Consider the following 25586-nt stretch of genomic DNA (forward strand, 5'->3'; position numbering starts at 1 on the left):
GGCGCCCGCTCATGCCGATGTCCGCTCGTGACTACACCTGGCTGTTCACGCCCGGAAGCACGTTCACCTACGAGTCCGGAACGGCCGGTGTGATCCACGTCGCGGACGGCGGCGATCTGGGGCTGCCCACCGGCCGCGTCGTGGCCTGCGACCCGTTCGTCTACCTGGGCGCGGGAGACATCGAACCCTTCACGGTCACCGTCGAGCCCGGCCGCTACCGCGTCGAGGCTGCCATGGCCACCCTCACCCGCCCCGACGAGCCCTCGTCCGACAAGCCCCACCACCGCGTGGCCGCCGCCCGCCTCGTCATACGCGACGAACCCACCGCCACCTGGGAACTCGCCGTCCAGCCCGGCCAGGACCTCTCCGAGCTCGGCGAGGACGAGTTCTACGGCTACGGCGTCGACGCCGGCACCGGCGGCTTCTACGACGCCTCGGTGGACGGCTCCTTCCCCGAGTGCGAGGCCGACGAGGGGCCGCTCTGGGACGCCTTCGCGGAACACGGCCACGCCCCGGGCCCGTACCTCGTCACGTCTCCTTCCACCGGCCACACCCTGGCGGCCTTCGGCTCCGGCTGGGGCGACGGCGTCTACCCCACCTGGATCGGGCGCACGACGACCGGCGAGGTCACCTGCTTCGTCACGGACTTCTTCGTCGCCCCGGACCCGGCCGACGTCCCCGCGTGACAACCGCCGAGGGGCAGACGCGCCCCCGGACTCCGGGTTACCGTCGGATCATGAGCATTCGGGCCGTGGTCTGGGACGTCGACGACACTCTCTTCGACTACAGCGCCGCGGACCGCATCGGAATGCGCGGACAGCTGGCGGCCGAGGGCCTGTTGGACACGTACGACAGCGTCGAGCAGGCCATCGTGCGCTGGCGGCAGATCACCGACGCGCAGTGGGCGCGGTTCTCGGCGGGGGAGACCACCTTCCAGGGACAGCGCCGGGACCGGGTACGGGTGTTCCTGGGCGAGGAGCTGAGCGACGCCGAGGCCGACGCCTGGTTCGAGCGGTACATCTCGCACTACGAGACCGCCTGGACCCTCTTCCCCGACGTCCTGCCCGCCCTGGACACCCTCGCGGCCAGCCACCGCCACGCCGTTCTGTCCAACTCCAGCATCCAGGTCCAGGACCGCAAGCTGCGCGTCCTCGGCGTGCACGACCGCTTCGAGGTCATCCTGTGCGCCGCCGAGCTGGGCGTCTCCAAGCCCGAGGCCCGCGCCTTCCTCGCGGCCTGCGACGCCCTGGAGCTGGCCCCTCACCAGGTGGCGTACGTCGGTGACCATCCGGAGATCGACGGGCGGGGCGCAGCCGACGCCGGGCTGCTGTCCGTCTGGATCGACCGCGACGGCGTACACACCGTCGGCGACGCTCCCTCAGGCCCGCACCGGATCGTCTCCCTCGCCGAACTCCCCGCGCTCCTCGGCGCGGATACCCGTTTTGGAGCCCCGTCCACCTTCGGGTAATGTTCTTCCTGCGCCGCCGGAGAGCGGGCCGAAAGGCCGGGAACCGGAGGCGCAAGCTAGAACGAGATCCCCACAGGGGCTTGAGTTCCAGTGGCCTATGGTGTAATTGGCAGCACGACGGTTTCTGGTTCCGTTAGTCTTGGTTCGAGTCCAGGTAGGCCAGCTCGCAGATCATCCAGAATCTGCAATCGCGGAGCGCATCCGCAAAGCCCCCGTTGTGTAGCGGCCTAGCACGCTGCCCTCTCAAGGCAGTAGCGCCGGTTCGAATCCGGTCGGGGGTACAGATCCTTCCCAGGAAGGCGGTCAGGGTCGCACCCGCCGCCTCTCATGCAGGATCGCTAGGGCCCCCGTTGTGTAGCGGCCTAGCACGCCGCCCTCTCAAGGCGGTAGCGCCGGTTCGAATCCGGTCGGGGGTACGATTTGCTCTAAATCACCTTGGTCTATGGTGTAATTGGCAACACTACGGTTTCTGGTACCGTCATTCTTGGTTCGAGTCCAGGTAGACCAGCTCGGATCTGCGGAAACGTAAGATCCTCGCCCCCGTTGTGTAGCGGCCTAGCACGCCGCCCTCTCAAGGCGGTAGCGCCGGTTCGAATCCGGTCGGGGGTACAGAGACAAGGCCCTTCGCTTCGGCGGAGGGCCTTCGTCGTGCCCGGTGCCGGCTACTCGAAGCCGTACCGCCGCGTCGTCTCCTCCTCCTGGGCCAGCCGGTGCAGCGCCTGCAGCACCGGCTCGTTGAGGATCGCCCCCAGGACCGCCCACTCGATCCGTTCCGCCTCCGAGGACTGTGTCTCCATGTTGTCCAGGTCGAGGACGGCTGTCCGGTGCATCAACTCGGCGTACGGTGCGAGCAGTTCGGCCCCGAAGCCGTAGCCGAGCCGGCGGAACGCGGCCACCGCCACCACCAGCGAGCGGTACGCGGGGGAGATGCTCGTGAGCTGCTTGGCGTTCTCCCAGCCGAGCCGGTCCAGGAGCGTGGTGATCTCCTGCTGTGCGACCTGGACGTACTCGTCGTCCTCGTCCGGCTCCGGCACCTGAGGCAGCGCCCACATCGCCGCGCCCAGGCGGACCGACCGGCCCAGGGAGTCGTCGTCCACGTGTCCGAGCACCTCGCGCACCTTCGCCACCGGCACCCGGCCCACCTGGATCATCGCCCGCACCAGCCGCAGCCGGCGCAGATGCTCCTCGTCGTACTCGGCCGTCGTGGTGTTGATCTGGCGGCCCGGCGGCAACAGCCCTTCGCGCAGGTAGTACTTGATCGTTGCTGCGGACACGCCACTGCGCTCGCTCAGCTCCGCCAGCCGCATCTCTTGCGCCTCTCCTTGGTAAGTGCCACTATCCAATCATCGCCAGAAGGATAGTGGCGCTATCTGATGAGGGGGATCGTCATGTTCGCGAAGCCGGTGCCGGGCCTTACGACCGCGGCGGCCGAGGGGGATGTGGTGGTCCTGCTGATCGGCATGCGGATCAACCACTTCTGGGCCGTGCACCACTGGTGGCCGGTGCTCATTGCGATGCCGCGGATGCTGCGGGAGTTGCAGAAGGACAAGAGCCGAGGCCTGCTCGGCCATGTGATGTTGACGGCCTCACCGCGGACGTACTACGTCGTCCAGTACTGGGAGTCCAAGGAGAAGCTCTACTCCTACGCGCACTCGCCCGACATGTCCCACCACAAGGCGTGGGCGATCATCAACCGCAAGGAGCGCGCGGGGAAGATTCGTCAGCACGTCGGGCGGTGGCACGAGGCCTATGTGGTGCCCGAGGGGTCGTACGAGTCGATCTATGCCGACATGCCGGCCTTCGGGCTCGCGGCCGCGTACGGGGTGCTGCCCGTCGAGAAGCGGGGGCGTCGTGCCCAGGACCGGTTCCGGTACCGGTCGGCAGGCGCGGTCGAAGAAGCCGGGTGACCGGGGGGATCGGGGGAACGAGGGGGCCTGCCGCGGCGTTGAGGCGGGCCCCCTCGTCATGTCCGAATGTCAGCCGGTGCGGCGCAGGGCCTCGGAGAGGCGGGCGGCGGCGTCGATGACTGCCTGGGCGTGCATGCGGCCCGGGTGGCGGGTCAGGCGCTCGATGGGGCCGGAGACCGAGACGGCGGCCACCACGCGGTTGGAGGGGCCGCGCACGGGCGCGGAGACGGACGCGACGCCCGGCTCGCGCTCGCCGATGGACTGGGCCCAGCCGCGGCGTCGTACGCCCGAGAGGGCTGTGGCGGTGAAGCGCGCGCCCTGGAGACCGCGGTGCAGGCGCTCCGGCTCCTCCCAGGCCATCAGGATCTGGGCCGAGGAGCCCGCCTTCATCGTGAGCGTCGAGCCGACCGGGACCGTGTCCCGAAGGCCGGACAGGCGCTCGGCCGCGGCGACGCAGATGCGCATGTCGCCCTGGCGGCGGTAGAGCTGCGCGCTCTCGCCCGTGATGTCCCGCAGGTGTGTGAGCACCGGGCCCGCCGTGGCGAGGAGGCGGTCCTCGCCGGCGGCCGCGGCCAGCTCGGCGAGGCGGGGGCCGAGAATGAAGCGGCCCTGCATGTCGCGCGCCACCATACGGTGGTGTTCCAAAGCCACGGCCAGCCGGTGGGCCGTGGGTCGTGCGAGTCCGGTGGCAGCGACCAAGCCTGCGAGGGTGGCCGGACCGGACTCCAGGGCGCTCAGGACAAGGGCTGCCTTGTCCAGAACGCCGACGCCGCTACTGTTGTCCATGAAACGATACTCGCGTCTCACTCTGTGAAACGCAAGTTCCTTTTTTCGTGAGACGCGCAACCCTTGGATACACAGCGGCCCGCAGACCAACGGGCCTGGCGGCGGCTGCCCGGGAACAGGGGCCGTGGGCGTCGCCTCCACAAGATCTCTAGTTGGGCCGGCGCACCTTTGCCGGCCGGAGGGAAAGCGATGGGTAGGACACTCGCGGAGAAGGTCTGGGACGACCACGTCGTCCGGCGCGCCGAGGGCGAGCCCGACCTTCTCTTCATCGATCTCCACCTCCTGCACGAGGTGACCAGCCCGCAGGCCTTCGACGGCCTCCGTCAGGCGGGGCGTCCCGTGCGCCGGCTCGACCTGACCATCGCCACCGAGGACCACAACACCCCGACCCTCGACATCGACAAGCCCATCGCGGACCCGGTCTCCCGCGTCCAGCTGGAGACGCTGCGCAAGAACGCCGCCGAGTTCGGTGTGCGTCTGCACTCGCTGGGTGACGTCGAGCAGGGCGTCGTCCACGTCGTGGGCCCGCAGCTGGGTCTGACCCAGCCGGGCATGACGGTCGTCTGCGGCGACTCCCACACCTCCACGCACGGCGCCTTCGGCGGTCTGGCCTTCGGCATCGGCACCTCCCAGGTGGAGCATGTGCTGGCCACCCAGACGCTGCCGATGGCCCGGCCCAAGACCATGGCCATCACCGTGGACGGCGAGCTGCCCGAGGGCGTCACCGCCAAGGACCTGATCCTGGCGATCATCGCCCGGATCGGCACCGGCGGCGGCCAGGGCTACGTCCTGGAGTACCGCGGCTCCGCCATCGAGAAGCTCTCGATGGAGGCCCGGATGACCATCTGCAACATGTCGATCGAGGCCGGCGCCCGCGCGGGCATGATCGCCCCCGACGAGACCACCTTCGAGTACCTCAAGGGCCGTCCGCACGCCCCCAAGGACGAGGACTGGGACGCGGCCGTCGCGTACTGGAAGACGCTGCAGACGGACGCGGACGCGGAGTTCGACACCGAGGTCGTCATCAAGGCCGACGAGCTGTCGCCGTTCGTCACCTGGGGCACCAACCCCGGCCAGGGCGCGCCGCTTTCGGCGGACGTCCCCGACCCTGCTTCGTACGAAGACGCTTCGGAGCGCCTCGCCGCCGAAAAGGCCCTGGAATACATGGGGTTGGAGGCCGGACAGTCGCTGCGGTCCATCAAGGTGGACACCGTCTTCGTAGGTTCGTGCACCAACGGCCGTATCGAGGACCTGCGTGCGGCGGCCGAGCTCGTGAAGGGCCGCAAAGTCGCCGACGGCGTACGGATGCTGGTCGTCCCGGGCTCCGCGCGGGTCGGTCTGCAGGCCGTCTCCGAGGGCCTGGACGTCGTCTTCAAGGAGGCCGGCGCCGAATGGCGGCACGCGGGCTGCTCGATGTGTCTGGGCATGAACCCGGACCAGCTGGCCCCCGGTGAGCGCTCCGCGTCCACCTCCAACCGCAACTTCGAGGGCAGGCAGGGCAAGGGCGGCCGTACGCACCTGGTCTCGCCGCAGGTCGCCGCCGCGACCGCCGTGCTGGGTCACCTGGCCTCGCCCGCCGACCTGTCCGACGCCCCTGTGCCCGCTGGAGTCTGAGAGTCATGGAAGCATTCACCACGCACACCGGCCGGGCCGTCCCGCTGCGCCGCTCCAACGTCGACACCGACCAGATCATCCCTGCTCACTGGCTCAAGAAGGTGACCCGGGACGGTTTCGAGGACGGACTGTTCGAGGCCTGGCGCAAGGACGAGAAATTCATCCTCAACCAGCCCGAGCGCAAGGGCGCCACGGTTCTGGTTGCCGGCCCCGACTTCGGCACCGGCTCCTCCCGTGAGCACGCCGTGTGGGCGCTGCAGAACTACGGCTTCAAGGCCGTCATCTCCTCCCGGTTCGCCGACATCTTCCGCGGCAACTCGCTCAAGAACGGCCTGCTCACAGTGGTTCTGGAGCAGAAGATCGTGGACGCGCTGCAGGAACTCACCGAGAAGGACCCGCAGGCCGAGGTCACGGTCGACCTGGAGGCCCGCGAGGTGCGCGCCGAGGGCATCACCGCCGCCTTCGAGCTCGACGAGAACGCCCGCTGGCGACTGCTGAACGGGCTGGACGACATCTCCATCACCCTCCAGAACGAGGCCGACATCTCCGCGTACGAGGCCAAGCGGCCCTCGTACAAGCCGCGGACGCTCCCGGTCTGACCCGGAGCCCCTCGGCTGGTCGAGTTTCGGCCACCTGAACACCCCCGCTGTACCCCCGATCAGCCCGATCGGGGGTACAGCTGTTTGTGCACCCGTACGGCCCTGAGCGACGCGCCGCGATCTCTCAACTTCCCACGTTACGACGGGTGTTGTCGGGGTACGCGACCCTTGTAGCCGGGGCTTCCGCATGCGCCCGGAAGGCCGTTTGAGGCGGCAGTTGCACCCTGAGCAGGCGACAACTCGCCCCAGATGGCACAATCTGTGCATGGAACACGACGGCCAACTCGAGCTCTATGCGGCAGTCGCGGACCAACTGAAGGAAGCGCACACAAGAGTGCGCGCACTGCAAGTCCCGGAGGGCGTACGGATGGCGCTGACCCGGAAGCTGCTGGTCATTACGGCCGCGGCCAAACACGACGTCGCCGAAGCGACAAGGCGTCTGGAGGCGTTCACGGCAGACCTCGACGCGGGTCGAATCCCGGAAGAGGAACGCTGAACACGTCCAGGACAGCCGAGTTCGTTGCGGCACAAGGGTGATAAGCCCGTTTCGTGTTTGATTTGCGGTATATATCTGCCTAACGTGCGAAAAAGCTTGAACACTTTCGTTCTGGCAATGTCTCCGAAGGGGAAGACGTGAACAAGGCGCAGCTCGTAGAAGCGATTGCCGACAAGGTGGGCGGCCGCCAGCAGGCCGCCGACGCGGTCGACGCGGTCCTGGACGCCATCGTCCGCGCGACCGTCTCGGGTGACCGGGTCTCGGTCACCGGGTTCGGTTCGTTCGAGAAGGTCGACCGTCCCGCCCGTTACGCTCGCAACCCCCAGACGGGCGAGCGGGTTCGGGTCAAGAAGACGTCCGTGCCGCGCTTCCGCGCCGGCCAGGGCTTCAAGGACCTGGTGAGCGGCTCGAAGAAGCTCCCGCGCGGCGGCGAGGTCGCTGTCAAGAAGGCGCCCAAGGGCAGCCTGACCGGCGGGGCTGCCGCGACGGTCAAGAAGGCCGCCGCGAAGAAGGCCGCCCCGGCGAAGCGGGCGACGGCCGCCGCGAAGAAGACCACGGCGAAGAAGACGACGGCCAAGAAGACCACGGCCACCGCGAAGAAGACCACGGCGAAGAAGGCGCCCGCCAAGAAGACCACGGCGACCGCCAAGAGCACCGCCGCGAAGAAGACCACCGCCAAGAAGGCGACGGCCAAGAAGGCCCCGGCGAAGAAGGCGACCGCCAAGAAGGCGCCCGCCAAGAAGTCGACGGCTCGCAAGACCACCGCCAAGAAGGCCACCGCCCGCAAGAGGTAAGGGCGCAGGGGCACTCACGCGCCGGGCCGGACTCCGCATCGGAGTCCGGCCCGCGGCGTGTTCACAGCTTTGTCGGGAGCGTCTGTTTCAGAGCGTCTGCAGCGTCACCAGAGTGATCCGGGGACTGTCCTTCGAGCCCTCCACCTCGATGCGCACCCGCTGACCGGGCCGCAGGAGCCGCAGCCCGCCCGCGTCGAACGCCGGGGCGTCGAACGGGACCGGCGTGCCGTCGTCGAGCAGCACACTGCCGCTGCGGGTGTCGGGGTCGTACGTGTATGCGGTGGCCTGCATGGCGGCAGCCTACTGCCCGGGGATCAGCAGCCGCGCCGCCGCGGCGGCCGTTCGTGGGCCCACCCCGAGGGCCAGCGCGGCCCGCAGGTCGGCGCCGGTGTCCACGTCCTGTCGTACCGAATCCACGTCGGTGAGCGTGAGTTCGACGGCGCCGGACGCACGATGGCGGGCACGGGAATCGGTGCCGAATACGGGGAGCAATTCCCGGCCGGGTGCGGCGGCCAGAAGAGTGGTGCCGATTTCGGCGGCGTCCGGGAGGAAAGCGCGGGGGAATTCCGCGGCCGCATCAAGGACCCGGGCCAATTCCAGGGGCCGTAGCGCCGGGAGATCGGCGTTCAGGGCCGCCACGGCGCTTTCGGGGCGCGTTGACCGTACGGCGGCCGCGGCGTGCCTCAGTGCCGTGTTCAGGCCGCCTTGCGGCTCGTCGGGGACGATCAGGGCGCCCAGGGCGGACAGTTCGCGGCCGGCCAGGGCGTCGTCCGTGACGACTGCCACATCCTTGACCGCCGGGCATGCCAGCGCGGCCGCCACGGTGTCCTGGGCGAAGGCGAGGGCGAGGCCCGGGCGCAGCCCGTCGGCGGCGGTGTCCGAGAGCCTGCTCTTGGCCCGCGCCAGGGCTTTCAAGGGGATGACCAAAGTCCACTGCACGAGCGTTCCGTCCTTCTCTTGTCGCGGCCATTGTTACTCAGCCGTCACCGGGCCATCTGTCGGCCGCCGGGGCGGGGCGTACGGTGTTCTCGACAGACCGTCGGCCTGGGGCGACACTTGTGCGGCTCCCCAGGCTCTGGAGGAAGGTGTTCGCGTGCCCCGCCGCAGAATCGGCTTCTGGTACCGCCTCGCAGCGGTGATCGCCAAACCACCGCTGGTGGTTCTGATCAACCGGGACTGGCGCGGAATGGAGCACATTCCGGCCGACGGTGGATTTATCACCGCGGTGAACCACAATTCGCACATCGACCCCTTCGCGTACGCGCACTTTCAGTACAACACCGGCCGTGTTCCGCGATTCCTCGCGAAGAGCGGTCTTTTCAACAAGGGATTCATCGGCGCCATGATGCGTGGCACCGGGCAGATCCCCGTCTACCGCGAGACCACGGACGCGCTGAGTGCCTTCAGGGCCGCGATCGACGCCGTGGAACGCGGCGAATGCGTCGCGTTCTACCCCGAGGGCACCATCACCCGGGACCCCGACCAGTGGCCCATGACCGGCAAGACCGGCGCCGCGCGCGTGGCCCTGCAGACCAAGTGCCCGGTGATCCCGGTCGCGCAGTGGGGCGCCAACGAACTGCTGCCGCCGTACGGCAAGAAGCTCAACGTCCTTCCGCGCAAGACCTCGTACGTCCTCGCGGGCCCGCCCGTGGACCTGTCGAGCTTCTACGACAAGGAGATGACCCCGGACCTCCTGAAGGAGGCGACCGAGGTCATCATGGCCGCCGTCACCGCCCAGCTGGAGCTCGTCCGCGGCGAGAAGGCGCCCGAGACGCCCTACGACCCGCGTACCGAGCGGATCGAGCAGCGCCGCCGGACCGAGGCGCAAACGCAGGTGAAGACCGAACAGGAAGAGGAGCAGGGCACGTGAGCAAGCCGGTCAAGGCGGCCGTCTTCGGCACCGGATCGTGGGGCACCGCCTTCGGCATGGTGCTCGCCGACGCGGGGTGCGAGGTCACCCTGTGGGGCCGCCGCGCCGAACTCGCGGAAGCGGTCAACTCCACGCGTACGAACCCGGACTACCTCCCCGGCGTCGAACTCCCGGAGAACCTGCGGGCGACGGCGGACGCCGCCGAGGCCGCGCACGACGCCGACTTCACCGTCCTCGCCGTCCCCTCGCAGACCTTGCGCGCGAACCTCGCCGAATGGGTGCCGCTGCTCGCGCCCGACACGGTTCTCGTGTCGCTGATGAAGGGCGTCGAACTCGGCTCCGCCATGCGGATGAGCGAGGTCATCGAGGACGTCGCCAAGGTGGGACAGGACCGCATCGCCGTGGTCACCGGACCCAACCTCGCCCGCGAGATCGCGGCCCGCATGCCGGCCGCCGCGGTGGTCGCCTGCACGGACGCGGCCGTGGCCCAGCGGCTCCAGGCGGCTTGCCACACGCCGTACTTCAGGCCGTACACCGAAACGGACGTGGTCGGTTGCGAGCTGGGCGGTGCCGTGAAGAATGTCATCGGGCTCGCCGTCGGCATCGCGGACGGCATGGGGCTCGGCGACAACGCCAAGGGCTCGCTCATCACACGGGGCCTCGCGGAGACCGCGCGGCTCGGTGTCGCGCTGGGTGCCGACCCGCTGACGTTCGCCGGACTCGCGGGTCTGGGCGACCTGGTGGCGACCTGCTCCTCGCCGCTGTCCCGCAACCACACCTTCGGCACCAACCTCGGCAAGGGCATGACCCTGCAGGAGACCATCGCGGTCACCAAGCAGACCGCCGAGGGCGTCAAGTCCTGTGAGTCCGTGCTGGATCTGGCGCGCAGGCACGGCGTCGACATGCCCATCACCGAGACGGTCGTCGGCATCGTGCACGAGGGCAAGCCTCCGGTGGTCGCGCTCAAGGAGCTGATGTCGCGCAGCGCGAAGCCCGAACGACGCTGAGCGACGCCAGTTGAGGCACGCTGTATCAGGGCACTACCACCGGGTACTCTCAACGCGATATGAGCACCGAGAACCTCCCCCAGAGCCCTGAGCAGCCGCCGCGCAAGCCGCGCGTGGCCGTCGTGTTCGGCGGACGCAGCTCCGAACACGGGATCTCCATGGTCACCGCCGGCGCCGTACTGCGGGCCATCGACCGGAGCAAGTACGACGTCCTGCCGATCGGCATCACCCGGGAAGGCCGCTGGGTGCTCACCGCGGACGATCCGGAACGCATGGCGATCACGGAACGCCGTACGCCGAACGTCGAGGAGCTCGCCGATTCGACCGAGGGCGGCGTGGTGCTCCCCGTCGACCCCGCGAACCGCGAAGTCGTCTACAGCGAGCCCGGATCCGTGCCCAAGGCGCTCGGCGAGGTCGACGTCGTCTTCCCCGTCCTGCACGGTCCGTACGGCGAGGACGGCACCCTGCAGGGGCTCCTGGAGCTCTCCGGCGTGCCGTACGTCGGCTCGGGTGTGCTGGCCTCGGCCGTCGGCCAGGACAAGGAGTACATGAAGCGGGTGTTCACCTCCTTCGGGCTCAAGGTCGGCCCGTACGTGGTGATCCGGCCGCGCGAGTGGGAGCAGGACGAGTCGGCCGCCCGCAAGAAGATCGTCGACTTCGCCGGCGACCACGGCTGGCCGCTGTTCGTGAAGCCCGCGCGCGCGGGTTCGTCGATCGGCATCACCAAGGTCGACGACCTGTCGGGGCTCGACGAGGCGATCGCCGAGGCGCAGAGCCACGACCCGAAGATCCTGATCGAGGCGGCGCTGCGCGGCCGCGAGATCGAGTGCGGGGTGCTGGAGTTCGAGGACGGTCCGCGGGCCTCCGTACCGGCCGAGATCCCGCCGCCGGACGCGCACGCGTACTACGACTTCGAGGCCAAGTACATCGACTCGACCCCGGGGCTCGTCCCGGCGCCGCTGACTCCCGAGGAGACGGCCGAGGTGCAGCGGCTCGCGGTGGACGCCTTCGAGGCGGCCTCCTGCGAGGGGCTCGTCCGCGCGGACTTCTTCCTCACCGAGGACAACGAGTTCGTGATCAACGAGATCAACACGATGCCCGGCTTCACGCCGATCTCGATGTACCCGCAGATGTGGCAGGCGAGCGGGATCAGCTATCCGGAACTGGTGGACCGGTTGGTGCAGGCGGCACTTCGCAGGTCCACGGGTCTGCGTTGATCTAGTCGGCGATCCCTTCGGGGATCGCCTTCTTGATGGAGGACGCCAGGTCGACGAGCGGGGCCATACCGTCTGCCGTGCGGTCCTTCGGAATGCTCACCTCGACGTACGCCTTGCGCAGGGTCGTCGTGAGCCGGAACGACCCGTCGTCCCGCTTCTGCAGCAGCCACCCCACGCCGTTCACCTCGACACCGTCCGCGTCGGGGTCGTTCATCGCGGTGGGTCGTGTGACACCGCAGCGCAGTATGATCGCCGGGCTTCCCCAGCCCGCGGTCAGCGCGGAGGCGGGCTCGGGATCCTCACGGCTCAGACCGTCCACCTTCGACGGCAGTGCCTCGTCCAGGTTCCGGCACAGCTTCGTGACCTTCGAACCCGGACCGGGAACCGCCGCCGACGCGCTGTCGTCTGCTGAGGAGCAGCCCGCGACCGTGATCACGAGGACGAGTGCGGGCAGACCGAGAAGCCGGTGACGGAAGAAGTTCACCGGCCAAGGGTAGACGGGGACTAGAGATGGACTACCGGGCAGGTCAGGGTGCGGGTGATGCCGTCCACTTGCTGGACCTTGGCGACCACCATGCGGCCGAGGTCGTCGACGGTGTCCGCCTGGGCGCGCACGATCACGTCATAGGGTCCTGTCACGTCCTCGGCCTGGATGACTCCAGGAATCTTGCTGATCGTCTCGGCGACGGTCGACGCTTTGCCGACCTCCGTCTGGATCAGGATGTACGCCTGTACCACGGAACCTCCAGGGCGGCCACGAGGATCATGTGGGGAAAAGGAACGCCACGGTATCGCGTCGCCGCTCGCCGCGGGGAGACCTGCGGGGACCGCTGCCTCCGCGCCGGGGTGCGGGCACGACAGAAGTTGACGGTTCCCTCGACCGTATCGAGGACACTGGGGACGCGCGACCGGGCACGGCAAGGTACAGAAGGGGCGTAAGGGCAATGAAGGGCACTGTTGGTGAGCTCGGTGAGTTCGGGCTCATCAGGGAGCTCACCTCCCGTCTCACCACCACCCCGGCGGTCCGGGTGGGCCCCGGCGACGACGCCGCGGTGGTCGCCGCGCCCGACCGCAGAGTCGTGGCGAGCACCGACATCCTTCTCGAGGGCCGGCACTTCCGCCGCGACTGGTCCACGGCCTACGACGTGGGGCGCAAGGCGGCCGCGCAGAACCTCGCGGACATCGCCGCCATGGGCGCCGTACCGACCGCGCTGCTGCTCGGCCTGGTCGTCCCCGCCGAACTCCCGGTGACCTGGCCGACCGAGCTGATGGACGGGCTGCGCGACGAGTGCCAGGTCGCGGGCGCGTCGGTGGTCGGCGGGGATGTCGTACGAGGTGACACGATCATGGTGTCGATCACCGCGCTCGGCGATCTGCGCGGCCAGGAGCCCGTGACGCGGGCCGGCGCACAGCCCGGTGACCTCGTCGCGGTGACCGGCTGGCTGGGCTGGTCCGCGGCCGGGTACGCGGTGCTGTCCCGCGGTTTCCGTTCGCCGCGCGCCTTCGTGGAGGCGCACCGGCGTCCCGAGCCGCCGTACCACGCGGGCCCGGCGGGGGCCGCGCTCGGCGCGACCTCGATGTGCGACGTGAGCGACGGGCTGATCGCCGACCTCGGGCACATCGCCGAGGCCAGCAAGGTCCGCATCGACATCCGTTCCGGCGCGATCGACATCCCGTCCCAGATGAACGACATCGGGCAGGCCGTAGGCGTCGACCCGATGCAGTGGGTGCTCACCGGGGGAGAGGACCACGCGATCGTCGCGACCTTCCCGCCGGACGTGAAGCTCCCGGCCCGCTGGAAGATCATCGGCGAGGTCCTCAACCCCTCTGCGCTGCCCCAGGTCACGGTCGACGGGGCGCCCTGGACCAGCAAGGGCGGCTGGGACCACTTCGGGGACATCGAGTCGTGAGCCCGCCCCGGGTGCTGACCGTGGCGGGCTCCGACTCCGGCGGGGGCGCGGGGATCCAGGCCGACCTGAAGACGATGCTCGCGCTCGGCGTGCACGGGATGAGTGTCGTCACGGCGGTCACCGCGCAGAACTCCCTCGGTGTGCAGGGAGCTTGGGAGCTGCCCGTGGAGGCGGTGCGGGCGCAGTACCGCAGTGTCGTCGACGACATCGGCGTACAGGCGGTCAAGACGGGGATGCTCGCGTCGGCCGAACTCGTGGAGGCGGTGGCGGAGTTGATCGGGGGGACGGACGCACCGGCGGTCGTGGACCCGGTCGGGATCTCCAAGCACGGGGACTCGCTGCTGGCGGACTCCGCGCTGGAATCCGTACGGACCCGGTTGCTTCCGGTGGCCACCGTGGCCACGCCGAACCTCGACGAGGTGGCCCAACTCACCGGCGTCCAGGTCGCGTCGGAGGCCGGGATGCGTGAGGCCGCCGCGGCTGTCCTGTCGTACGGGTCGAAGTGGGCGCTCATCAAGGGCGGTCATCTGCCCGGCGACGCCGTCGACCTGCTCACCGACGGCAGTGAGGAGCACTGGCTGCGCGCACCCCGCCACGACAACCGGCACACGCACGGCACGGGCTGCACCCTCGCGTCGGCGATCGCGTCGCAGCTGGCGAAGGGGCAGTCGGTGCCGGAGGCGGTGACGGTGGCCAAGGAGTACGTCACCGGGGCGATCGTGGCCGGGTTCGCGCTGGGTGGGGGAATCGGGCCGGTGGATCATGGCTGGCGGTTCCGCTAGCGCGTAGGCATGGCAAAAAGCCGGCCCACCTTCCGGTGGACCGGCTCAATGCAGCGAACCAGCAGTGGCCGCGCGCTTAGCTGTGCGTCAGCGCGAGACCTTGCCGGCCTTGATGCACGAGGTGCAAGCGTTCACGCGCTTCGGCGTCCCGCTCACCACGGTACGGACGCGCTGGATGTTCGGGTTCCAGCGGCGGGACGTACGGCGGTGCGAGTGCGAGATGTTGTTGCCGAAGCCCGGCCCCTTGCCGCAGACGTCGCAGTTGGCAGCCACGGGTCACTCCAAAGACTTCAGATGCACTTACGGTTGGATCCCGGCATGCCGGGATCGAGATCGCAGGATCAGAGATCTGAGTGGCGGTGCCAGGGGGAGAGCCCGATGGGATCGGGCAACCGGAGCAGCATACAACGACTGCACCAGTACAACGAAACTACCATGGCTGATCAGGGGTCCGCTCCAGCCCTCTTCCGGTGGACACCTCCCCGGGGTCTACGCTGCGTCCCACGGCCGGCAGCTCAAGGAGGCGCAGGTGGCGCAGGTGCCGCAGACATTCTTCGATGCTCTCGCGGTGCGCACCTGGTGCGGTCTCGCGCTCCGGGCACTGGGGCGGGCGCGCGAGGAGATCGACGCGATCAACGTCTACCCCGTGGCCGACGGGGACACCGGCACGAACCTGTATCTGACGGTGGAGTCCGCGGTCGCCGCGGTCGAGGCCGTCTTCGAGGCCCATGAGGTCGACGCCCACGTCTCCGGGAAGCCGACGCTCGCCGACGCCACGCGCGCGATGGCGCACGGTGCCCTGATAGGCGCCCGCGGCAACTCCGGGACGATCCTCGCCCAGCTGCTGCGCGGGATGGCCCAGGTACTCGCTGCCGACAGTGACAGCCCTCACACCGACGGTAGCGGCCTGCGGCTCGCCCTGCGGCACGCGGCCGACTCCGCCCGCCAGGCCGTGGCCCACCCCGTGGAGGGCACGGTCCTTTCGGTGGCCTCGGCCGCCGCCGACTCGGCCGAAGGGGCCGAGGGCGACTGCGGGACCGTCGCGCGGGCTGCCTATGAGGGCGCGCTTGCGGCCCTCGCCGCGACACCGGGGCAGCTGGCCGTCCTGGAGCGTGCCGGGGTGGTGGACGCCGGCGGGTGGGGGCTGGTGGCGGTGCTGGGGGCGCTGGTGGAGACGTTCACGGGGGAGGTGCCCGCGGGGGTTGTGTCCGCTGCCGGTCCCGTCCTCCACGCGCGCGTGGAGGACGGGGAGGACCAGTCGGGCAACGGTCTCGTCGAGTGCGCCGACGGTCCGGCCGACCTGGAGGACGGCGGGCCCGCCTTCGAGGTGATCTACCTCCTGGAGGCCGACGACCTGGCCGTCGCGCGGCTGCGGGAGCGGCTCGACGCCCTCGGCGACTCGCTCGTCGTGGTCGGCGGCGACGGGCTGTGGAACGTCCACGTCCACGTCGACGACGCGGGCGCCGCCGTGGAGGCGGGCGTCGAGGCCGGGCGGCCGTACCGGATCCGGATCACGCACTTCGCCGTCGGGGACGTGCACACCACCGGAGTGCCGCGAGAGAGGGCACCCCGGGCCGTCGTGGCTGTTGTGCCGGGCGAGGGCCTGGCCGGGCTCTACACCGAGGCCGGCGCGACCACCGTGCTCGCGCGCCCCGGGGAGCCGCCCGCGAGCGGGGAGCTCGTGGAGGCCGTACGACGGGCACACGCGCGTGAAGTGGTGCTGCTGCCGAACGACGCGGACCTGCGCCACACCGCGGCCGCCGCGGCCGAGCAGGCCCGGGCGGAGGGCATCCGCGTGGCCCTGATCCCGACGCGCTCGGCGGTCCAGGGGATCGCCGCGCTCGCCGTGCACGAGCCGGGGCGCCGGTTCGACGAGGACGTCGTGTCGATGACCTCGGCGGCGGGCGCGACGCGTTACGCCGAGGTCGCCGTCGCCGAACGCCAGTCCTGGACGATGGCCGGCATCTGCCAGGCCGGCGACGTCCTGGGCCTCATCGACGGCGACGTGGCCGTGATCGGCTCGGACGTCACCGTCACCGCCGAGACCGTCCTGGACCGCATGCTTTCGGCCGGCGGTGAACTCGTCACCCTCGTCCTCGGCGACGAGGCCCCCGAGTCCGTCGCCGACCGTCTCGAAGCACGGGTGCGTGAGTCGTACCTCGCCGTCGACACGGTGGTGTACCGGGGTGGGCGGCAAGGGGCGCTGCTGCTCATCGGGGTCGAGTAGAGCCCGAAGGAGTTCTGTCGGAGCCCGACGCGCTCAGTCCTCCTGCTCTTCCAACTGCTCCTCCATGAGCTGGAGCATCTGCTCCGCCTCGGCTCGCCGGGCCTGCGCCGTCTCGTCGGCCCCGTCCTCGTCGTCCCCGCCGTACGCGCCCAGCACCGCACGCGCGCGTGCCGCCGCCTCCGCCGGGCGGCTCAGGTCGGCCGCCAGCCAGCCCGCGGCGAGCTCGGCGCCCGTCCGGGCGTGCAGGGCGTCGTCCCCGAGGGAGGCGAACACCACGATCGCCTCCGCCACTTGGGCCAGTGCCTCCTCCAGCACGGCCCGGATCGAGTCGTCCTCGGCGTCCTCGGTGACGGAGCGGGCGAGCAGGTCGCCGAACTGGCGGTGGGTGTGGCCGAGTTCGGCGACGAGCCGCAGCCGCGCCTCCTCGTCGGCCTCGGCGGCGCCCAGCGCCTCCTCGCACTCCCGGACCGCGCCGGCCATCAACTCCCGTGCCCCGTCGGACTCCTCGTCGGTCCGCAGCGCGAGCCACGCGCGGGCACGCAGGGAGCGGACGAGACCGTGGACGTTGCCGAGCGAGCGCCACAGATCGCCCGCGCGCGCGTACGCCCGGTCCGCCTCGGCGGGCAGGCCCGCGGCGCCGAGGGACTCGGCGGCGAGGTGGGCGAGCGTCGCGTGGTCGTGCTGCTCGGGCCAGTGCCGGGCGATCTCGGCCGCCTGCAGCCGTCGTTCGGCCGCCGCGTGGTGCTCCCCGAGCTCGCTCAGACAGTCGCCGAGCCACCACTTCGTCTGTACGACCGCGCCGTCGCCGTGGGTCTCGGCGCTCAGGTCGGGCAACGCCGACTCCAGCACCTCCGCTGCCTCGGCCCACCGGCCCTGCCGCAGCAGGAACCCGCCGAGCTGGTGCCGGGCCCAGGCGCCGAGTGTCGGGCCCTCGCCTGCCTCGTCGGCCCAGTGGGCGGCCTCCAGGGCGTGCTCGGCCGCCTCCTCGGACAGCCCCCGGCCGCCGACGACCTCGGCGAGCTGCAAGTACAGCTGCGCGCGTCCCGTCGCCTCCAGGTGCGGCCCGCCGTGGTCCAGGGCCGCGCGCAGCGCCCGCTCCGCCTCCGCGATGTCGCCGAGGTGGTGCGCGAGCCCGGCGAGCCGTGCCTCGTACTCCACCGCGAACCACGGCAGCCCCGCCTCGACGAACCCCGTCGCGGCCCACGCGAAGAGCTCCGCGGCTCCCTCCAGGTCCCCGGTGCGCGTCGCCAGCTCCGCGAGCATCGCCTGCGCCTCGGCGACCCGCGCGGCCAGCCGGACGTCGTCGCCGGTGCGCCCCTCGACGAGCGCGAGCACCTCCCGTACGGCCGCCTCCGCGTCGGACAGGAGCGTGTCGGCGGCGGGTTCCTCGGCCTCGTGCACCCGCCGCATCAGGATCCGTGCCCGCGCCATCACCACGGACGCGGTCTGCCGTACGCCCGTGCCGTCCTCGGCGTAGAGCGCGAGGACCGTGTCGTAGGGCTCGGCGACCGCCGTGAGCGCCTCCTCCACATCACCCGCGAGCGCGCACACGTACGCGGCACGCGCGCGTGCCGCCAGGGACTCGCCGGGGTCGCCCGCCTCCGCGTACAGCTCGGCGGCGCGCTCGAAGAGCTCGACACCCTCGGGGCCGAGGTCCATCGCCCGGTGGTCGGCCATCTCCGCCCGGTCCCGCGCGTCCAGCTCGACGCCCTCCGCCGCCCGCGAGACCGCCGCCCACGCCTCGACGGCGTTCGGCTGCAGCGTGTCGGACCGCCACCGCGCCTCGGACAGCAGCCGGGGCAGATCGGGCTCGTCCGCGGTCACGGCGACCGGCGGTGCCACGGGAGCCGGGGCCGCCGCCCGGGCCGCACGCACCCCCAGCGGCAGCCGCTCGACCACCGGACGCTGCGCCATACGCGCGCGTGCCCGCTCACTGACGTGTGCCGTGCCGTTGCGCTCGTCGAAGCGCGCGGCCAGCGCGAGGGCCTCCTCGCGCGCGTGGGCGGCGAGTTCGGCCGCGTTCCACGCCCGGTCGCCCGGTCCGGGCACCGGCCGCTCGCCCAGCCCGAGCTCGGTCAGCCGGTCCATGAGCAGGGCCACCACGGCCATGAACTCCATCTTGCTGCGCGGTTGCCCGTCGTCCGTGAAGTACGCCGGCCGCTCCGCGAGCAGCTCCAGACCGCGCGCCTCGTTGCCGCTCAGCGCGCAGAACTCGACGTGGTCCGCGTAGGCGCCGCGCATGCTCTCCATGGACCGCACGAGCCGGAAGCCCCGCAGATGGTGGGCGCGTGCCTCGTCCAGGCGGCCCAGCCGCAACAACGGCGTCAGCGAGGACGCGAGGACCGTGTGCGGTTCGTGGGCACACGTGAACTCGCCCTCCAGGACCGGCTCCCACAGCTCGAGAGCCTCCGCGTCCCGGCCGCGCTCCGCCTGCCACCAGCCCTGCCCGTGCAGCTCGCACGCGTGGCAGTCGGCCATGGCGTCCCGATCGGCGGCCAGCCACGCGGCGTACGCCCGCTCCGCGCGCGGGACGTCACCTATGTGCGCCGCCACGCTGAACTCGGCGCTGCGCACGGCCCGTTCGGAGTGGCCGGCCAGCCGGTAGCGGTGCTCCATCTCGCCGAGCCACTTCTCGACGGACGCGAGCGGGATGTGCGGCTGGTCGAGCATGCCGGACGACATCCACTTGAAGACCCAGTGCAGCGAGTGGACCTCGTACTCGTCGAAGTCCTCGGGCCGCTCGTCCCACATGCGCAGCAGGCGCGCGAAGGGGACGAACATCTTGGCCTTCTCGGAGCTGTAGTTGTAGACCTTCAGCTGGTGTCCGAGCGCCTCGACCACCGCGAGCGGGATGTTCAGCTTCTCGGCCTCGGCGAGCAGCTGCTCCGCGCGCGCGTTGCGGGCGGGGCCCTCCGGCTCCTCGGAGTTCTCCGCCATCGCCCGGCGCAGGGTGTCGAAGTCGGTGATCCCGCTCATCAGTGACCGTCCTCGGTGTGCGTGGCCCACTCCAGGAGGCCGATGAACGCCCGGTTCAGCAGCGCCGAGTCGGCCGGACGCAGCGGGCGCTGCGCCATCAGCAGCGCCTGCCCGTACAGGGACTCGGTGGCCGTGCCGATCAGCTCCGGGTCGCCGAGCGAACTGATCCTGCGGATGAGCGGGTTGAGGTGGTTGAGCACCAGACGCGCGCGTGGGGCGCTGCCGCGCAGCGAGCCCAGGATCCCAGCCCACAGGTCGTCGGCCTGGTCCTCGGCCTCCGACCGCGCCTGCTCGTGCCGGGCGGCCCGGTCGTCCAGGTGCAGCGCGGGCACGGAGAGCGGATGGAAGGCCCGCAGGACGACGTCACAGCCCAGCGGGTCGAGCCTGGCCCGCGCGGCCGCCAGGAAGCCCGACAGGGCCAGCTCCTCGGCCGGGTCGACGGCGTCCAGATGGGCGGTCACGGTGTCGGCGTCCAGCTCGGCAACGACCGTCCCCGGCCGCACCGAGGGCAGCGCCTCGATCAGTTCGCTGTCGTACGTGTAACCGCCGTTGACCACCCCGACGCCCTGCGCGGACGCGATCGGCGCCACCTGCCGGTACTCCTCGACGGTCCGCGTGAAGTGCACCACCGGGTGCCGCTGCGCGAACTCCTCCAGGGACAGCCGCCCGTCGGTGGTCTCGAAGGGCAGCCACGGCAGCATCGTGCGCAGCATCTCCCGGTCGTGCCGCGCCAGGGACTTCACGCCCAGGTGGTGCACGGACAGGAAGGCCGCGAGGCGCTCCGGATCACCGGCCGCGAGGCCCGTCAGCCAGGACCGGATCCGCTCGCCCAGCGCCTCCCGTACGCCGGCCAGCGTCTCGTCCTCGTACAGCGACTCGCGCGAGGCCGTGGGCCGCAGGCTGTCCGTGTCCAGGACGCAGCGCACGAAGAACGCCCAGTCGGGCAGCAGCTGTTCGGCCCGCTCGGTCAGCAGCATGCCCTTGAGGTGCACGCGATGCCCCGCCCGCTGGGCCGGACTCACCGCCGACGGCAGGACGTACGCCACCCCGCGGATCCCGGCGAGCGGCACGTTCAGCTCGATCGAGTCCAGCGGCGTGAAGCCGAACAGCTCGTGACAGTGCCGCGCCAGGGCCACCCTGCGGGTGGCGGGACTCGGATACGGCCGGTCCCAGGGCGCGGGAAGGTCGGTGACCGCCTCGTCGCCGACCCGGACGTCGTACGGCAGCAGCGACCCGAAGTCCCGCGCCAGGGCGAGGACGCGCTCGGGCGCGAGCCACTCCCCGGCGCCCGCCCGCGCGACCAGGTGCACGGTCGTACCCGGCTCCGGACGTGCCTCGTCCGGCAGGGTCCGCACGCGGTACGAACCGTCGTCGCTCGCCGTCCACTCCACGGGCGGGGCGTCCGGCGTACGGGCGCTGCGGCTGACCACCCGGATCCGCTCGGCCACCACGAAACAGGCGAGCAGGCCGATGCCGAACTGCCCGAGGAAGTCGGAGCGGACCTCCTGAAGCCCCTCGGCCCGCTTGGAGCTGCGGCCGATGGTCGCGAGCAGGTTGTGCACGTCCGCCTCGGTGAGCCCCACACCGGAGTCCTCGACGCGCAGGGTGCCGTCCTGCGCGTACAACCGCACCCGCGCCGGGGCGTCGGGCTGCTCCGCCCGTCGGGCGGTGATCGCGTCCACCGCGTTCTGCAGCAGCTCGCGCAGGTAGACCTTGGGGCTGGAGTAGAGGTGATGGGAGAGCAGATCCACCAGGCCACGCAGATCGACCTGGAACGTGTGAGGTGACGGAGGAGTCTGGGATGCCTGGGATGACTGTGAGGTCTGGGAGTCCATCGTCGCAGCGCCGGTGGGGGGACTTGCGACGGCGCGGGGTCGGGCGGTCCCGGTGAGGCGGTGACCGCGGGGGAGGGCCGGAGCGCGTCATCCTAAGGCCCCAACCAGCCGTCTGACCAGGGGTTTCCCGGTATGTATACGGCAATGTCAGTGCCGTGGTGTGCAATGGATCTCGTGCCCGCACTGGAAGAACCACTGAAAAAGGTGCTCGGCCCCGCCACCGCGAAGGTGATGGCCGAGCACCTCGGCCTGCACTCCGTCGGCGACCTCCTGCACCACTACCCGCGCAGATACGAGGAGCGCGGCCAGCTCACGCACCTGGCCGACCTCCCCTTGGACGAACACGTCACCGTGGTCGCCCAGGTCGCCGACGCCCGCCTGCACACCTTCGCCTCCTCGAAAGCTCCCCGAGGTAAGGGCCAGCGCCTGGAAGTCACCATCACGGACGGCAATGGCCGCCTCCAACTGGTCTTCTTCGGCCACGGTGTTCACAAGCCCCACAAGGAACTCCTGCCGGGCACACGCGCGTTGTTCGCGGGCAAGGTCTCCGTGTTCAACCGCCGTCTCCAACTGGCCCATCCGGCCTACGAGTTGCTGAAGGGGGACGCGGAGGAGACGGTCGAGAGCTGGGCCGGCGCCCTGATCCCGATCTACCCCGCCACCGCCAAGCTGGAGTCGTGGAAGATCGGCAAGGCGATCCAGACGGTGCTGCCCAGCGCCCAGGAGGCCCTCGACCCGCTCCCGGACTCCCTTCGCGAGGGCCGCGGCCTGGTCGCCCTCCCCGAGGCCCTCCTGAAGATCCACCGCCCGCACACCAAGGCCGACATCGAGGACGCCCGCTCCCGCCTCAAGTGGGACGAGGCCTTCGTCCTCCAGGTCGCCCTCGCCCGCCGCCGCCATGCCGACGCCCAGCTCCCGGCCGTCCCCCGCAAACCCGCCCCGGACGGCCTCCTGACGGCCTTCGACGGCAAGCTCCCCTTCACCCTCACCGAGGGCCAGCAGAAGGTCTCGAAGGAGATCTTCGACGACCTGGCGACCGACCATCCGATGCACCGGCTGCTGCAGGGAGAGGTGGGCTCGGGCAAGGCCCAGCCTCTCGATTCACTCGTCCTCACACCTGCTGGTTTCCGCCGTATGGGAGACATGAGGGTGGGTGACGAGATCGTCGTGCCTGACGGGGAGATCGCGCTGATCGACGGCGTCTTTCCACAAGGTGAGCGCGATGTCTGGCGCCTGGAGCTTTCGGACGGCAGCTCCGTCGAGTGCGACGACGAGCATCTCTGGATCGTCGGCACCAGTTGCGGGTGGCACCGGGGCCAGGCTCCCAAGGTCATGACGACTCGGGAGATCCGGCTGGACACCTTCAAAGCCAACGGATCTTCGAAGTGGTACCTCCCAGCGGCTACCCCGGTTGATCTCGGAGACGACTTGGGGTTGCCTCTCGATCCGTATCTGTTCGGTCTCCTCCTGGGGGACGGATCGTTCCGGCACAACTTGCGTCTGTCGACCATCGACGACGAGATCCGTGACGCTGTAGCGACAGCCGTGGCGCCCGAGTGCCGGCTGGTGCCGGTGAAGGGGTCTCGTTGTGACCACACGATTCAGCTGGCACATCGTGCGGGTGGCATGCGCAATCCTGTGATTCAAACACTGCGTGATCTGAAGCTGTGGGGTATGACGTCGCACGGGAAATTCGTTCCCGACGAGTTCAAGAACACTTCGATCAAGAATCGTCTCGCGCTGCTTCAAGGCCTTCTGGATACCGATGGCACCGTCGACAAGGGCGGCTTGAGTATCTCGCTCTGCTCAGCATCGCGCAGGCTCGCTGACGACGTCGCCTGGCTCGTCCGCTCGCTCGGCGGCCGGGCACGAGTGCTCCCGAAGAAAGCTGCCTTCAACGTCTCGGTGGCCCTGCCTGACGAATACTCACCGTTCCGACTCACCCGCAAAGCCGATCGGGTGGGCCCACGCCCCGAGTACAACACCTTCAGGCGAGGAATCCGTGCGGTGGAGCACGTGGGGCGGAAACCCGTCCAGTGCATCAGCGTCGCTCACCCGAGTCGTGCCTACGTCACCGACAACTTCACCGTCACCCACAACACGATGGTCGCGCTCCGCGCCATGCTCGCCGTCGTCGACGCCGGCGGTCAGGCCGCCATGCTCGCGCCCACCGAGGTGCTCGCCCAGCAGCACCACCGCTCCGTCGTCGAGATGATGGGGGAGCTGGCCGAGGGCGGGATGCTGGGCGGGGCCGAGCAGGCCACCAAGGTCACGCTGCTCACCGGTTCCATGGGTACGGCCGCGCGGCGGCAGGCGCTGCTCGATCTCGTCACCGGCGAGGCCGGGATCGTGATCGGCACGCACGCGTTGATCGAGGACAAGGTGCAGTTCCACGACCTGGGTCTGGTCGTGGTCGACGAACAGCACCGCTTCGGTGTCGAGCAGCGCGACGCCCTGCGCGGCAAGGGCAAGCAGCCCCCGCACCTGCTGGTCATGACGGCCACCCCCATCCCGCGCACGGTCGCCATGACGGTCTTCGGCGACCTGGAGACCTCCGTCCTCGACCAGCTACCGGCCGGACGCTCGCCCATCGCCAGCCATGTCGTCCCGGCCGCGGACAAGCCCCACTTCCTGGCCAGGGCCTGGGAGCGGGTCCGCGAGGAGGTCGAGAACGGCCACCAGGCGTACGTCGTCTGCCCGCGCATCGGGGACGACATCGACGAACCGGCCGACCCGAAGAAGGCCAAGAAGTCCGCCGAGGACGAGGCCGAGAAGCGCCCGCCCCTCGCCGTCCTCGATGTCGCCGACCAGCTCGCCAAGGGCCCCCTGCAGGGCCTCAGGGTCGAGGTCCTGCACGGCCGTATGCACCCCGACGACAAGGACGCGGTCATGCGCCGCTTCGCCGCCGGCGAGACCCATGTCCTGGTCGCCACCACGGTCATCGAGGTCGGCGTCAACGTCCCCAACGCCACCGCCATGGTGATCATGGACGCCGACCGCTTCGGTGTCTCCCAGCTCCATCAGCTGCGCGGCCGCGTCGGCCGTGGCTCGGCAGCCGGCCTCTGCCTCCTGGTCAGCGAGATGCCGGAGGCGAGCGCGGCCCGCCAGCGCCTCAACGCGGTCGCCGCCACTCTCGACGGCTTCGAGCTCTCCCGTATCGACCTCGAACAGCGCCGCGAGGGCGACGTCCTCGGCCAGGCCCAGTCCGGCGCCCGCACCTCCCTGAAGGTCCTCGCCGTCATCGAGGACGAGGAGATCATCGCGGAGGCGAGGGAGGAGGCAGCGGCGATCGTGGCGGCGGATCCGGAACTGACGGGGCTCCCTGGCCTCCAGACGGCCCTGGACGCCCTCTTGGACGAGGAGAGGGAGCAGTACTTGGACAAGGGCTGAAGCGGACCACCCCAGGAGCACGGGGCAGTATTGGATATGCGGCTCCGCCGCGTGTGCGCGACCAGCCACACTGGAACCTGAAGCCGCCCACGACCAAGGACCAGAGATGACCCGCGTGATCGCCGGCACAGCCGGCGGACGTCGACTCGCCGTGCCGCCAGGCAATGGCACCCGCCCCACCTCCGACCGCGCACGCGAGGCCCTCTTCTCCACCTGGCAGTCCCTGCTGGGCGGCCCGCTCCAAGGCGAACGCGTCCTCGACCTCTACGCCGGCTCAGGCGCTGTAGGCCTGGAAGCCCTCTCCCGCGGCGCGAGCCACACACTCCTCGTCGAGGCCGACGCCCGCGCGGCCCGCATCATCCGCGAGAACGTGAAATCTCTCGGCCTCCCCGGCGCGGAGGTGAGGGCAGGCAAAGCCGAACAGATCATCCAGACACCGGCGCCGGCACAGCCGTACGACATCGTCTTCCTCGACCCTCCGTACGCCGTCACGGACGACGATCTTCGCGAGATTCTGCTCACACTCCGCTCAGGGGGCTGGCTCGCGCCGGAGGCGATCGTCACCGTGGAGCGCAGCACCAGAGGCGGCGAATTCAGGTGGCCGGACGGTTTCGACGCGATCCGGTCCCGTCGCTACGGCGAGGGAACGTTTTGGTACGGTCGCGCCGCCTCTACGTGCGAAGACGCACGATGACCGGACCGGAGAGC

24 protein-coding genes and 5 tRNA genes are annotated in these 25586 nt (G+C 70.4%); 20 read left to right on the forward strand and 9 right to left on the reverse strand.

Annotation, left to right across the window (positions count from 1 at the left end; translation table 11 throughout):
* Nucleotides 1-11: 11 nt before the first annotated feature.
* The 7 genes from IG08_RS0133995 to IG08_RS0134025 all read left to right on the forward strand — a co-directional run bounded on the left by IG08_RS0133995 (nt 12) and on the right by IG08_RS0134025 (nt 2077).
* Nucleotides 12-686 (forward strand): DUF4241 domain-containing protein, encoded by a 675-nt coding sequence (locus IG08_RS0133995; protein ID WP_030611547.1) that lies wholly within the window; start codon nt 12-14, stop codon nt 684-686.
* A 50-nt stretch (nt 687-736) separates the two neighbouring features.
* Entirely contained in the window at nt 737-1468 is a 732-nt protein-coding gene (locus IG08_RS0134000) for an HAD family hydrolase (protein WP_030611549.1), read from the forward strand.
* 91 nt (nt 1469-1559) lie between these two features.
* Nucleotides 1560-1631 (forward strand) — tRNA-Gln (locus IG08_RS0134005).
* Nucleotides 1632-1676: 45 nt separating this feature from the next.
* Nucleotides 1677-1749 (forward strand) — tRNA-Glu (locus IG08_RS0134010).
* Between the two features lie 62 nt (nt 1750-1811).
* Nucleotides 1812-1884: transfer RNA gene (locus IG08_RS0134015), tRNA-Glu, on the forward strand.
* A gap of 20 nt (nt 1885-1904) precedes the next feature.
* Nucleotides 1905-1976, forward strand: a tRNA-Gln gene (locus IG08_RS0134020).
* Nucleotides 1977-2004: 28 nt separating this feature from the next.
* A tRNA-Glu gene (locus IG08_RS0134025) sits at nt 2005-2077 on the forward strand.
* A gap of 53 nt (nt 2078-2130) precedes the next feature.
* Here the strand turns inward: IG08_RS0134025 and IG08_RS0134030 are convergent.
* A complete protein-coding gene (locus IG08_RS0134030) occupies nt 2131-2775 on the reverse strand; it encodes a MerR family transcriptional regulator (RefSeq protein ID WP_030611551.1) in 645 nt (214 codons plus the stop codon).
* A gap of 81 nt (nt 2776-2856) precedes the next feature.
* On the opposite strand from IG08_RS0134030, the gene IG08_RS0134035 reads away from it, so the two are divergent.
* A complete protein-coding gene (locus IG08_RS0134035; protein WP_030611553.1) occupies nt 2857-3375 on the forward strand; it encodes a DUF4188 domain-containing protein in 519 nt (172 codons plus the stop codon).
* Nucleotides 3376-3444: 69 nt separating this feature from the next.
* Here the strand turns inward: IG08_RS0134035 and ndgR are convergent, their stop codons facing one another.
* A complete protein-coding gene (gene ndgR, locus IG08_RS0134040; protein ID WP_007384919.1) occupies nt 3445-4161 on the reverse strand; it encodes an IclR family transcriptional regulator NdgR in 717 nt (238 codons plus the stop codon).
* Nucleotides 4162-4350: 189 nt separating this feature from the next.
* Between ndgR and leuC the strand changes: the two genes are divergently transcribed.
* From leuC to IG08_RS0134060, 4 genes are all read left to right on the forward strand, one after another.
* Complete coding sequence (leuC, locus tag IG08_RS0134045; protein WP_030611556.1) at nt 4351-5775, forward strand: 3-isopropylmalate dehydratase large subunit; 1425 nt, start codon at nt 4351-4353, stop codon at nt 5773-5775.
* Between the two features lie 5 nt (nt 5776-5780).
* Nucleotides 5781-6374, forward strand: a complete 594-nt coding sequence (gene leuD, locus IG08_RS0134050) for a 3-isopropylmalate dehydratase small subunit (protein ID WP_030611558.1) — start codon at nt 5781-5783, stop codon at nt 6372-6374.
* Nucleotides 6375-6639: 265 nt separating this feature from the next.
* Nucleotides 6640-6870 (forward strand): SCO5555 family protein, encoded by a 231-nt coding sequence (locus IG08_RS0134055; RefSeq protein WP_030611560.1) that lies wholly within the window; start codon nt 6640-6642, stop codon nt 6868-6870.
* Nucleotides 6871-7007: 137 nt separating this feature from the next.
* The gene (locus tag IG08_RS0134060) at nt 7008-7664 is read left to right on the forward strand and encodes an HU family DNA-binding protein (RefSeq protein WP_030611562.1); all 657 of its coding nucleotides are present in this window, start codon (nt 7008-7010) and stop codon (nt 7662-7664) included.
* Between the two features lie 87 nt (nt 7665-7751).
* Here the strand turns inward: IG08_RS0134060 and IG08_RS0134065 are convergent, their stop codons facing one another.
* Together IG08_RS0134065 and cofC are read right to left on the reverse strand one after the other, a co-directional pair.
* Nucleotides 7752-7955 carry a hypothetical protein gene (locus IG08_RS0134065; protein WP_030611564.1) on the reverse strand — a complete coding sequence of 68 codons (204 nt, stop codon included), beginning with the start codon at nt 7953-7955 and terminating at the stop codon, nt 7752-7754.
* Between the two features lie 9 nt (nt 7956-7964).
* Nucleotides 7965-8603 carry a 2-phospho-L-lactate guanylyltransferase gene (cofC, locus tag IG08_RS0134070; RefSeq protein ID WP_030611566.1) on the reverse strand — a complete coding sequence of 213 codons (639 nt, stop codon included), beginning with the start codon at nt 8601-8603 and terminating at the stop codon, nt 7965-7967.
* A 154-nt stretch (nt 8604-8757) separates the two neighbouring features.
* Here cofC and IG08_RS0134075 point away from each other — a divergent pair, with 154 nt between their 5' ends.
* Genes IG08_RS0134075 through IG08_RS0134085 form a run of 3 tightly spaced genes read left to right on the forward strand, consistent with a single transcriptional unit; the run spans nt 8758 to nt 11758 of the window.
* Nucleotides 8758-9534 carry a lysophospholipid acyltransferase family protein gene (locus tag IG08_RS0134075; RefSeq protein WP_030611568.1) on the forward strand — a complete coding sequence of 259 codons (777 nt, stop codon included), beginning with the start codon at nt 8758-8760 and terminating at the stop codon, nt 9532-9534.
* Complete coding sequence (locus tag IG08_RS0134080; protein WP_030611573.1) at nt 9531-10541, forward strand: NAD(P)H-dependent glycerol-3-phosphate dehydrogenase; 1011 nt, start codon at nt 9531-9533, stop codon at nt 10539-10541. Before IG08_RS0134075 ends, IG08_RS0134080 begins: the two co-directional genes overlap by 4 nt.
* A gap of 59 nt (nt 10542-10600) precedes the next feature.
* Entirely contained in the window at nt 10601-11758 is a 1158-nt protein-coding gene (locus IG08_RS0134085; RefSeq protein WP_030611576.1) for a D-alanine--D-alanine ligase family protein, read from the forward strand.
* A 1-nt stretch (nt 11759) separates the two neighbouring features.
* On the opposite strand, the gene IG08_RS0134090 is transcribed toward IG08_RS0134085, so the two are convergent.
* Nucleotides 11760-12242, reverse strand: coding sequence for a DUF3515 domain-containing protein (locus tag IG08_RS0134090; protein ID WP_030611578.1), 483 nt, complete (start codon nt 12240-12242; stop codon nt 11760-11762).
* A gap of 20 nt (nt 12243-12262) precedes the next feature.
* Nucleotides 12263-12496, reverse strand: a complete 234-nt coding sequence (locus IG08_RS0134095; protein ID WP_003997603.1) for an Lrp/AsnC family transcriptional regulator — start codon at nt 12494-12496, stop codon at nt 12263-12265.
* Nucleotides 12497-12702: 206 nt separating this feature from the next.
* On the opposite strand from IG08_RS0134095, the gene IG08_RS0134100 reads away from it, so the two are divergent.
* Complete coding sequence (locus IG08_RS0134100) at nt 12703-13668, forward strand: thiamine-phosphate kinase (RefSeq protein ID WP_030611583.1); 966 nt, start codon at nt 12703-12705, stop codon at nt 13666-13668.
* Nucleotides 13665-14450, forward strand: coding sequence for a bifunctional hydroxymethylpyrimidine kinase/phosphomethylpyrimidine kinase (gene thiD / locus IG08_RS0134105; protein WP_078655855.1), 786 nt, complete (start codon nt 13665-13667; stop codon nt 14448-14450). The genes IG08_RS0134100 and thiD overlap by 4 nt, the downstream gene beginning before the upstream one ends.
* An 87-nt stretch (nt 14451-14537) precedes the next feature.
* Here thiD and rpmB read toward each other — a convergent pair whose 3' ends face one another.
* Entirely contained in the window at nt 14538-14723 is a 186-nt protein-coding gene (rpmB, locus tag IG08_RS0134110; protein ID WP_003973430.1) for a 50S ribosomal protein L28, read from the reverse strand.
* 256 nt (nt 14724-14979) lie between these two features.
* Here rpmB and IG08_RS0134115 point away from each other — a divergent pair, with 256 nt between their 5' ends.
* Entirely contained in the window at nt 14980-16677 is a 1698-nt protein-coding gene (locus IG08_RS0134115; protein WP_030611589.1) for a DAK2 domain-containing protein, read from the forward strand.
* 33 nt (nt 16678-16710) lie between these two features.
* Here IG08_RS0134115 and IG08_RS0134120 read toward each other — a convergent pair whose 3' ends face one another.
* Nucleotides 16711-19653, reverse strand: coding sequence for a hypothetical protein (locus IG08_RS0134120; protein ID WP_030611593.1), 2943 nt, complete (start codon nt 19651-19653; stop codon nt 16711-16713).
* Complete coding sequence (locus tag IG08_RS0134125; RefSeq protein WP_030611597.1) at nt 19653-21488, reverse strand: HSP90 family protein; 1836 nt, start codon at nt 21486-21488, stop codon at nt 19653-19655. Before IG08_RS0134125 ends, IG08_RS0134120 begins: the two co-directional genes overlap by 1 nt.
* 165 nt (nt 21489-21653) lie before the next feature.
* Here IG08_RS0134125 and IG08_RS0134130 point away from each other — a divergent pair, with 165 nt between their 5' ends.
* Both IG08_RS0134130 and rsmD read left to right on the forward strand, forming a co-directional pair.
* Nucleotides 21654-24878, forward strand: coding sequence for a helicase-related protein (locus IG08_RS0134130; RefSeq protein ID WP_030611600.1), 3225 nt, complete (start codon nt 21654-21656; stop codon nt 24876-24878).
* Nucleotides 24879-24984: 106 nt separating this feature from the next.
* On the forward strand, nt 24985-25572 hold the full coding sequence (gene rsmD, locus IG08_RS0134135; protein WP_030611603.1) for a 16S rRNA (guanine(966)-N(2))-methyltransferase RsmD: 588 nt from the start codon (nt 24985-24987) through the stop codon (nt 25570-25572).
* Nucleotides 25573-25586 lie beyond the last annotated feature (14 nt).

The organism is Streptomyces fulvoviolaceus (genome assembly GCF_000718165.1).
In the GTDB taxonomy this organism is placed as follows: Bacteria; Actinomycetota; Actinomycetes; order Streptomycetales; family Streptomycetaceae; genus Streptomyces; species Streptomyces fulvoviolaceus.